The 10000-nt window shown below is 47.5% G+C and carries 8 protein-coding genes; 4 read left to right on the forward strand and 4 right to left on the reverse strand.

The genetic code is table 11. The features are described 5' to 3' along the window. The 3 genes from fmt to trkA form a co-directional block, all read left to right on the forward strand. The coding region (fmt, locus tag LDL40_RS16675; protein WP_300996575.1) for a methionyl-tRNA formyltransferase at positions 1-853 on the forward strand (853 nt) is incomplete at its 5' end. Then, positions 846-2144 (forward strand): 16S rRNA (cytosine(967)-C(5))-methyltransferase RsmB, encoded by a 1299-nt coding sequence (gene rsmB, locus LDL40_RS16680; protein ID WP_300996576.1) that lies wholly within the window; start codon positions 846-848, stop codon positions 2142-2144. The genes fmt and rsmB, both read left to right, overlap by 8 nt. Before the next feature lie 12 nt (positions 2145-2156). Beyond that, positions 2157-3533, forward strand: coding sequence for a Trk system potassium transporter TrkA (gene trkA / locus LDL40_RS16685; protein WP_300996577.1), 1377 nt, complete (start codon positions 2157-2159; stop codon positions 3531-3533). A 155-nt stretch (positions 3534-3688) separates the two neighbouring features. Here trkA and LDL40_RS16690 read toward each other — a convergent pair whose 3' ends face one another. From LDL40_RS16690 to LDL40_RS16705, 4 genes are all read right to left on the reverse strand, one after another. After that, entirely contained in the window at positions 3689-5140 is a 1452-nt protein-coding gene (locus LDL40_RS16690; protein ID WP_300996578.1) for a TrkH family potassium uptake protein, read from the reverse strand. Beyond that, positions 5140-5778, reverse strand: a complete 639-nt coding sequence (locus LDL40_RS16695) for a YigZ family protein (RefSeq protein WP_300996579.1) — start codon at positions 5776-5778, stop codon at positions 5140-5142. The genes LDL40_RS16690 and LDL40_RS16695 overlap by 1 nt, the downstream gene beginning before the upstream one ends. Before the next feature lie 8 nt (positions 5779-5786). Beyond that, entirely contained in the window at positions 5787-7109 is a 1323-nt protein-coding gene (gene pepQ, locus LDL40_RS16700) for a Xaa-Pro dipeptidase (RefSeq protein ID WP_300996580.1), read from the reverse strand. A 67-nt stretch (positions 7110-7176) separates the two neighbouring features. Further along, positions 7177-9099 (reverse strand): transglycosylase SLT domain-containing protein, encoded by a 1923-nt coding sequence (locus tag LDL40_RS16705; protein WP_300996581.1) that lies wholly within the window; start codon positions 9097-9099, stop codon positions 7177-7179. A gap of 171 nt (positions 9100-9270) precedes the next feature. Here LDL40_RS16705 and LDL40_RS16710 point away from each other — a divergent pair. Next, positions 9271-10000: enoyl-CoA hydratase-related protein (locus LDL40_RS16710; protein WP_300996582.1), on the forward strand; the 730-nt coding region annotated here is incomplete at its 3' end.

Raw genomic sequence — 10000 nt, forward strand, 5'->3', positions numbered from 1 at the left:
CAGTCAACCCGACAGACCTGCAGGTCGTGGTCACCAATTACAACAAAGCCCGGTAAAGCAGCTAGCGCTGCAACACGATATTCCGGTGTATCAACCGAAGTCATTAAAAAAAGCCGCTGCTCAACAAGAATTAGCGGCGTTAAATGCCGATTTGATGGTCGTGGTGGCTTATGGCCTGATCCTGCCTCAAGCTGTGCTGGATGCGCCACGTTTAGGTTGTATCAACGTACACGGCTCCTTGTTACCACGCTGGCGTGGTGCGGCTCCTATTCAACGTGCTATTTGGGCGGGCGATGCCGAATCCGGCGTCACTATTATGCAAATGGATATAGGCTTGGATACTGGCGCTATGCTGAGCAAAGTCAGCACCCCTATAGCAGCAGATGAAACCAGCACCAGCCTGTACGACAAACTGGCTCTGACCGGCCCTGTCGCTTTAGTGGATGCTCTGGCTAATCTGCAAGCTCTGCAAGCTGAGGCTCAGCCACAGCAGGATGATTTGGCGAACTACGCCGAGAAATTGTCCAAAGAAGAAGCTTTGTTAGATTTCAGCAAGCCAGCCATAGCGCTTGAACGCGAAATCCGCGCTTTTAACCCATGGCCAATGAGCTATCTGCAATTGGGTGCTCAGCAGCTAAAAATCTGGCGTGCAGTGACAGAACCCGGCTCAGGTCAGGCTGGTCAGGTCTTGAGAGTGGATAAAAAAGGCATAGCTATTCAAACTAGTAATGGCGTGTTGGTGATCACTGAATTGCAACCCGCTGGCAAAAAAGCCATGAAAGTGGTGGATTTCCTCAATGGTCGCGCCGACTGGTTTCAACCAGGCCAGATGTTGAGTGGCACTCATGAGTAAAAATTTACGTGCCCTGGCAGCAACAGCCTGTTATCAGGTGGTGGATCAGGGCAAATCTTTATCCGAGGTGTTACAGAAAGCTCAGCAAGAGCTGGAATCCCCTTTAGATAAAGCCCTACTGCAGGAAATCTGTTTTGGTGTGATGCGCTATTTGCCCCAGCTGGAAACTGTTTGTCAGAAGCTGATGGATAAACCGCTGGTGAAACATCTGCGTCCTTTGCAGTTTTTAATTTATGTCGGCTTGTATCAATTAAAATTTCTGCGGGTACCAGACCATGCCGCCATAGGCGAAACCGTAGAAGCGGCCCGGGCCTTAAAAGGCCAAAGCCTGACAGGTTTAATTAACGCCGTGTTACGTTCAGCGCAACGCCAGCCAGAAGTCTTTGATTTTCAGGAAGCACCTTTACCGGTCCGCTACAATCATCCGGGCTGGATTATTCAGCAACTGCAACAGGCGTATCCGCAGCAGTGGCAGCAGATTTTGGATGAAAATCAGCAAAAAGCACCTTTATGGCTGAGGGTGAATCAGTTACGGATCTCACCGGAAGCCTATCTGGCCGCTCTGGCTGAACAAGGCATAGCCGCTTCCCAGCCTTTTGCTTATTTACCTTGTGCCCTGCTGCTGGATCAGGCTTCTGATGTCACCTTATTACCAGGTTATACCGAAGGCTGGTTTTCAGTGCAGGACGGTGCAGCTCAGCATGCAGCCTATTTCTTGGGTGCACGCAATAAAGATTCGGTATTAGATGCCTGCTGCGCTCCGGGTGGCAAGACCTGCCATATTCTGGAGCTGGCACCAGAAGCTGATGTATTAGCGCTGGATAAAGACCCGCGCCGTTTAGACAGAGTCTATGACAATCTGGACCGTTTAGGTTTAGATGCCAGAGTCATGGCGGCTGATGCGGCAGACCCGGACGACTGGGCTGGTTTTCAGACCTTTGACCGTATCTTGCTGGACGTGCCTTGCTCTGCCACTGGCGTGATCCGTCGCCACCCTGATATTCGCTGGTTACGGAAAAAAACTGACATAGCGCCACTGGTTGAGCTGCAGCAACAAATTCTGCGCAAGATCTGGCCTTTATTAAAGCCTGATGCTGAATTATTGTATGCCACCTGCTCTGTGTTGCCGGAAGAAAACCTGCAACAAATTCAGACCTTTTTAGCAGAACATCCAGATGCAAAATTGATCCCATTGTCCGACTCTCATTCAGAGCTTCACTGGCAAATTATGCCCGGGCAGCAACAGATGGACGGTTTCTTTTATGCCAAACTTCGCAAGACAAAGCGGTAACGCAGAGGCTTTATGAAAATTATCATTCTGGGTGCAGGACAGGTCGGTGGTACTTTAGCTGAAAACCTGGTGGGTGAACAAAACGATATCACTGTCGTCGATATTAATATTGAGAAACTGCGAGCCCTGCAGGATAAATATGATTTACAGGTAGTACATGGCCATAGTGCCCACCCGGATATATTAAAGCGTGCAGGTGCCGAAGACGCCGATATGATTATCGCTGTTACCAGCAGCGATGAGGTCAATATTGTCGCCTGTCAGGTGGCGTATAGTATCTTTAATACACCGCTGAAAATTGCCCGTATCCGTACTAACCAATATCTGAAATATCGTGACCAGTTGTTTAACAAAGACGATATGCCTGTCGATCATTTTATCTCTCCTGAGACCCTGGTAACCGACTATATCAAGCGCCTGATCGACTATCCTGGAGCCTTGCAGGTGGTGGAGTTTGCTGAAGGCCGGGTTAGTTTAGTTGCAGTAAAAGCTTATTATGGTGGATTACTCGTAGGTCATGCTTTATCCACCTTAAAGCAGCATATGCCGCATGTGGACGCACGGGTAGCCGCTATTTATCGTCGTGGCCATGCTATTAAGCCCTTAGGCACCACAGTGATAGAAGCAGACGATGAAGTATTTTTTGTCGCCGCAACTAAGCATATCCGCGCTGTGATGAGCGAGCTGCAAAAGCTGGAGAAAAGCTATCACCGCATCATGATCGCTGGTGGCGGTAACGTAGGTTATGGTTTGGCCCGGGCTTTAGAAAAAAATCACAGCGTGAAGCTGATAGAACGCAGCAAAGAACGGGCTGAATACCTGTCGAGCGCTTTGGACAATACAGTAGTGTATGTTGGCGATGCGTCGGATCCTGAACTGCTGGAAGAAGAAAACATCGAACAAGTGGATGTGTTTTTAGCCGTCACCAACGACGATGAAGCCAATATTATGTCCGCCATGCTAGCCAAACGCATGGGCGCACAAAAAACCATGGTGTTAATTAAACGTGGCGCTTATGTCGATTTACTGCAAGGAGGCGAAGTAGATATAGCCGTATCACCACAGCAAGCGACCATATCAGCCCTGCTGACTCATATCCGTCGTGGTGACATAGTGAACGTTTACTCACTGCGCAGAGGCGCTGCTGAAGCCATTGAAGCTGTAGCTCATGGTGACAAATCGACGTCCAAAGTAGTAGGTCAGGCTATTGGCCAGATTAAACTGCCACCAGGTGCGACCATAGGCGCCATAGTGCGTGGCGATGAAGTTTTAATTGCCCACGATAATGTGGTGATTGAAACTGACGACCATGTGATTTTATTTTTGGTGGATAAAAAGTACATCACCGAAGTAGAACGCTTATTCCAGGTCAGCGCGATATTTATTTGATGTTCTACCCGCTCATCATTGCAACAGCAACTCCCTAAGTAATTGCTGTTGCAGCGCGACGACAAGCGAGATAGTCCCCGGGAGCATAGTAGTCCTATGTGACCGGGGCTACGAGCGCAGTCAACAAAGCTGCAGCTGCAAGTACGACGGGAGAGCTAGTCTTTCCAGAACGCCGCAGTAAACAGTACTAACAGCGTAAAAATTTCCAGACGACCGAAGATCATAGCCACAACCAAAATCCACTTACCAGCATCCGGTACTGAAGCAAAGTTGGCAGCCACTTCCCCTAAACCAGGACCTAAGTTGTTTAAACATGCCGCTGTGGCGGTAAAAGCGCTGATATTGTCCATCCCCACCAACAACAGCAACAACATAATGACGACAAATACAAAAGCGTAAGCAGCAAAAAAGCCCCAGACAGCTTCCACTATCCGATCCGGTACAGGCCGGCGGCCCAGCTTGATCGAATACACTGCCCGAGGGTGTACTAATCTGTTTAGTTCTCTTTTGCCCTGCAAAAACAGCAGCAAGACACGAACAACCTTTAAACCACCAGCTGTAGAACCAGCACAGCCACCGATAAAACTGGCGAAAATCAGCAATATAGGCAAAAAAAGCGGCCAGCTGGAAAAGCTTGCAGTAGAGAAACCAGCAGTAGTCGACATAGACACAGCCTGAAATAGGCCATGGTTCAAAGCACTTTGCCAATCCGGATATATTTGCTCTTCAAACAGAACTAAGAAGCAAATCAGCATCAAGGCCAATTGGATGGCGATAAAAGCTCTGAGTTCAGGGTCACGCCAGTAAGTTTTGATATTTTTGCCGCGGATGGCGGCAAAATGCAGTGGAAAATTGACAGAGCTGATTAACAAAAACAGCGCGCAAATCATATTGATACTTACACTATTAAAATAGCCGATGCTGGCGTCATAAGTAGAAAAGCCACCTATAGCCACAGTGGAAAAAGCATGGCAAATGGCATCAAAGGCATTCATGCCCGCGACATAAAAAGCCAGAGCACAGGCGATGGTAATACCCAGATAAATAAACCAGAGGTGTTTAGCAGTGTCCGCAATGCGGGGGGTCATTTTATTATCTTTTACCGGACCAGGTGTTTCAGCCCGGTACAACTGCATGCCCCCTACGCCTAACATCGGCAGAATAGCTACTGCTAATACAATGATCCCCATACCACCAAACCATTGCATCTGCTGGCGGTAATACAAAATAGCTTTGGGTAAGCTTTCTAATCCTGTCAGTACAGTAGCGCCAGTGGTGGTTAAACCGGAAAAGGATTCAAACATACTGGCGGCCAGATTCATATCCGGATTTTCTGTCAACCAAAAAGGCAAAGCTCCGACAGCACCTAGTACGGTCCAGAACAACACCACTATTAAAAATCCTTCCCGCACTTTTAATTCAGACTTTTCTTTGCGGTTTGGGTACCAGACGGTAAAACCAATCAGCAGTGATAGAAAAAACGATAAAATAAAGGGAACACCAGCGCCGTCCTGATACCAGTAGGCAATGAAAGCCGGAGGTACCATGGTGATACTGAAAATCGCTATCAGCAGACCCAAAATCCGGATAATGGAACGGTATTGCATCAGGTATCCTGCTCCGGTGGCTGATGCCACACTAAGGTGGCTTGTGGTTCTTTAAGTCTGACTATAGTCTGCATAAACTGCTGTTCAAATTCCTGTTGGTCACTTTGAGCAATGCGCACTGTCAGGTGCACTTGCTGCCCAAACTCTTGCTGATCAATGAGCCAGCGATTTTGCCACAGCCTTTGCATGGCCTCAAAAACGGCATAAGGCATCAGAAGAGAGGCCTGATGCCGTACTGGTATAAATTCGCGTTGTGCCAGCGTCAGCGTTTGCCGCACTGCGTCACTGTAAGCACGCACTAATCCGCCAGTGCCCAGCTGAATGCCGCCATAATAACGCACCACGGCAGCACAAAGCCCTACCATACCCGAACCTTGTAAAACGGCCAGCATAGGTTTACCGGCAGTCCCCGAAGGCTCTCCATCGTCGCTGAATGCCTGTGGTTGTCCCGTAGGTCCTGCAGGCAACAGCATAGCACTGCAGACATGAGCGGCCTGCGGATGCTGTTGTTTTTGCTGACGAATAATCTGCTGGCCTTCAGCCAGACTTTGTATAGGCCATAACGTACATATAAAACGGCTGCGTTTGATTTCTTGTTCAGACGAAACCGTTTTAGCCAATACCCAACTGCCGGACATCAAAGCGCCTAAGCGAGTTTTAAATCACGGGTCATATTTTCGTTGCGGTCTTTGTGTACTATGACGTTATCTTCAATCCGGATACCGCCGTATTTACGGAATTCAGCCACTTTATCCCAGTTGACCGCTTTACCATGGGCCGTATCTTTTAAATCAGCCAGTAAAGAGTCAATAAAATACAAACCCGGTTCTATGGTAAAGACCATGTTGGCTTCAACCAGACGAGTAGTCCGTAGGAAAGGATGGTCGGCAGGCGCAGCGACATGAGTGCCGCGTTCATCCGCCATAAAACCACCGACATCATGCACCTGCAAGCCTAAGTGATGACCCAGGCCATGTGGGAAGAAGGTGCGGCTGATACCGGATTCTACAATGCCTTCAGCAGACATCTGCACAAAGTTAAAGTCAGCCAGAATTTTCGCTATATGCTGATGCGCTTCGATATGAAGATCAGGGTATTTGATGCCTGGCTTTAAACCATCCACCAGTTTCAGCTCTATGTCGGTCATGGCATTGATCAGCGCAGCAAATTCATCGTCTAAAAAGCTGTAAGTACGGGTAATATCCGCCGCGTACCCATGAAAGCTGGCGCCAGCGTCAATTAAAAATGAATGAAACTGCTGTGGCTTTTTTCGCTCTAAAGCCGTGTAGTGTAAAATGGCGGCGTTTTGATTTAGGGCGATAATATTGCCATAAGGCACTTCGTTTTCACTCTGACCTACCGCAGCTAAGTAGGCCAACTGAATATCAAACTCTGAGCCACCGGCCATAAAAGTTGCTTTGGCAGCATTATGCCCAGCCACAGCAATTCGATTCGCCTGACGCATGCAGGCGAGCTCATAATCGGTTTTATAAGCCCTGTGGTAATGCAGATAGCTGATCACCCCTTCCGGGTTAATTTCGCTAAAACCTAAAGCTGTCGCCACTTCAATGTGTTCACCCAGATAAGCCATACGAGCTTTGTCATAGGGTAAAATACGTTCAACCTGATTGGCTTTTTCCAGAATTTGAATATCAAAAAAACCAGACCAGAACGAATCCGGGGCGTCTGGCACTTTGTGCCAAAAGTCTTTTGGCAGATAAAAAGCCAATTTAGGTTTATTGACGCCATCGACAATCAGCCAGCAATTCGGGTTATCAACCACTGGGATCCAGGCTTTAAAGAGCGGATTGACTTTAAAGGGGTAATCCATGTCATCGAGAAATTGACGCTTTGCCTGGCCCGAATGGATCACCAGTGCATCCAGGTTTTCTCGGGCCAGTACGGCTTTAGTGCGTTGCTGCAACGTAAATAAGTGAGCAGCATATAGTTCTTGATAAGCTGGGCGCATAAGTTCAAATTCCATTAATTCGATACGAAGATATTCTGTCAGTTTACCTTGGATGAAGAAAAAGCCCTCAGGCTTTAGCTCCTACCCGCATTTGCGCCAAAGGCTCAAAAATATGCTGATTTCTCTGCATTTTTAAACTGTATATCTGGTAATACATCATGACATTTTTCACATAGTCACGGGTTTCTTTAAAAGGGATAGTCTCCACCCAAATATCCAGAGGCACTGAGCCATCTTTGGGGATCCAGGATTTTACCCGGCTAAAACCAGCGTTATAGGATGCCGTTGCAAAAACTACATTATTGTCGGTATTTTTCATCAGGTAATTCAGATAATAAGTACCGTAATTAATATTGGTGACCGGATTATACAACTGCTCGACCGGCACACGACGTCCGGTAATATGCTTAGCTGTAGCAGGCATAATTTGCATCAAACCATGGGCTCCGACGGGAGATTTTGCTGTCGGAATAAAGGTACTTTCACGCCGAGCTATGGCCATGGCCCAAGCGGGATCCACTTTAGCCTTTTTCGAGTAAGTCTGAATTTCTTTATTAAAAGCCATAGGGAAACGTAAATCTACATCGTCCCAGTAGCCAGCTTTTGCGAGCGCCACTATAGCATTGTCATACCAACCAAGCTCATAGGCTAACTTAGCAGCACTGAACTTTTGTAAATCACTGCCATACTGTTGCAAATGTGTCAGTTCGCGTTTGGCCGCATTAGGTCGTTTAATCGCTTGCCATTCTTTCATCCGACGCACAGGGGCACTACTTTTAAAGGCTAAAAAATCCGTGGCAGACACTGGCACTGGTTTATGTGCAAGACTTGGAGCCTGGCCTAAATGCGCGGCGGCCAGATAACCATAGTAACTGCGTAGTTTTGCCAATTGTTGATAAATATGCGTCGCTGACTCTTTCAAATCCACTTGCTGATAAGCGCGGGCCAACCAATACTGACTGGAGTCCTCTTCCGCTAAATCTTTAGGCAATGCTTTCACCGCTTCAATCACAGCGTACCAATCTTTTTTGCGTAATAAACTGGCCAGTTGCCATTGCACAAACAACTGGTCTTTATATTCTGCAGGCACCATGGCTATAAATTTGTCTGCGCGAGGATCGTTTTTGCTGGCTAAAGCAACGGCTATCTGACGAGCTGTAATAGCACGATTTTCATTACTAAAGGCCGGGTCATGAGCGAATCTGTTCCAGACATCAATAGCTTGCTCAGGCTTTTTCCAAACCAGCTTTTGTATACCATAAGCAGCTAAATCGCGTTCAAGCGGACTGCGTAGAGGAAGGAATTTTTTGCGATACACTAAGGAAGGATTATCCATCACCTGCACCCACTTCTCAGCCAGATACTGCTGCTCCTTCGGTAGTAGACTACGCAAGTAGGGTAACATACGCTGATTGTCCGCTTTAACAGCGGCCAACACTCTTTGCCAGACAGCATCAGGAGTGCGCTGACCCGCTTTGCGCCAGCGATCAAAAATAGCATCGCACTCATCAGGCCTTGATTTTCCTACTGCCCATAAATCCCTTACCGCTGGCCATACAGCCGCAGGTTTTTCCAGTACAAGCCGCATTTCCAGAGCCTGGCAATCCAACACTACGTCAGAGCCATATTGATAGTTTTTCAGAAATAACTGTGCTTGTTTTCGATCAGCCAGATAAATCAGCCAGCGTTTACGTAAAGTGCGCTCTAGCGGAGTGCCCTGATGTTCTTGCATAAAACGCACTACGGCGTTGGTATCGTGCAAAGATTTGCTTAACCACTCCAGCTCCAGATAAGGCTGTAGCGGGTACGCCTGCATTTCTTTTAAGACTTTTTTCGCCTGGGCTTCTGTTAGTTTGTGAATATTTTTCTCAGCCAGTTCAAAACGCTTACGCATGCCCTCATTAATGGCATGGGCGGGAAACACGACGGACAAGGCGGCGGTTGCCAGCAACCAAAGCGATGGACGGAAAACAGAGGAGAAACGCCACATACAAATAATTACCACCTATAGTTACTGGAACATCTATCGCAAATTCAAACAAGTGTTTAAATAACGGTTGAAATTTTTACTGAACCGCGACACACTGACTCTGCAATAGACTCATCTTACCAGTTGCGAATAAAAGCAATAGTCCACCCTATCGGACGAAGGAGAACATTCATGATCTACCAGAGTAACAGCATCACCGTCGCCTATCTGGCGGACGGTATTGCCGAGTTTACCTTTAATGCCGCAGGTTCTGTTAATAAATTTGACCAACAAACCTTAGCAGATTGTCGCGCCGCTTTGAATCTGCTGCATGCAGATAAAAACCTCAAAGGCGTGATTTACACCTCAGGAAAAGATGCATTTATCGTAGGTGCCGATATTACTGAGTTTTTAGGTACATTCCAGCAGCCAGAAGCTGAACTTATCCCCTGGATCAAATCTGCCTCCGACGTCTTTGACCTGGCCGAAGATTTACCAGTTCCGACCATAGCTGCTATTCGTGGTTTTGCCTTAGGCGGTGGTTTCGAGTGGACTTTAACTGCAGATTACCGTGTCGCCGACACTACAGCCAAAGTAGGTTTACCAGAGGTAAAACTGGGTTTAATGCCGGGTTTTGGTGGTTCAGTGCGTTTACCTCGCGTCATTGGCGCTGACGGCGCTATGGAATGGATCACGACAGGTAAAGAACGTGGCGCTGACGCTGCCTTAAAAGAAGGTGCTATTGACGCTGTTGTAGCACCAGAGAAATTAAAAGACGCCGCCTTGTCGATGATCAAGGATGCGATAGCTGGCAAATTAAATTGGCAGAAAAAACGTGCTGCCAAATTACAGCCATTAAAGCTGAATAAAATTGAAGCCACCATGAGCTTCAACACCGCCAAAGGCATGGTGTTTGCCAACG

Origin of the sequence: Rheinheimera sp. (assembly GCF_020217005.1) — a bacterium.
Classification (GTDB): domain Bacteria; phylum Pseudomonadota; class Gammaproteobacteria; order Enterobacterales; family Alteromonadaceae; genus Pararheinheimera.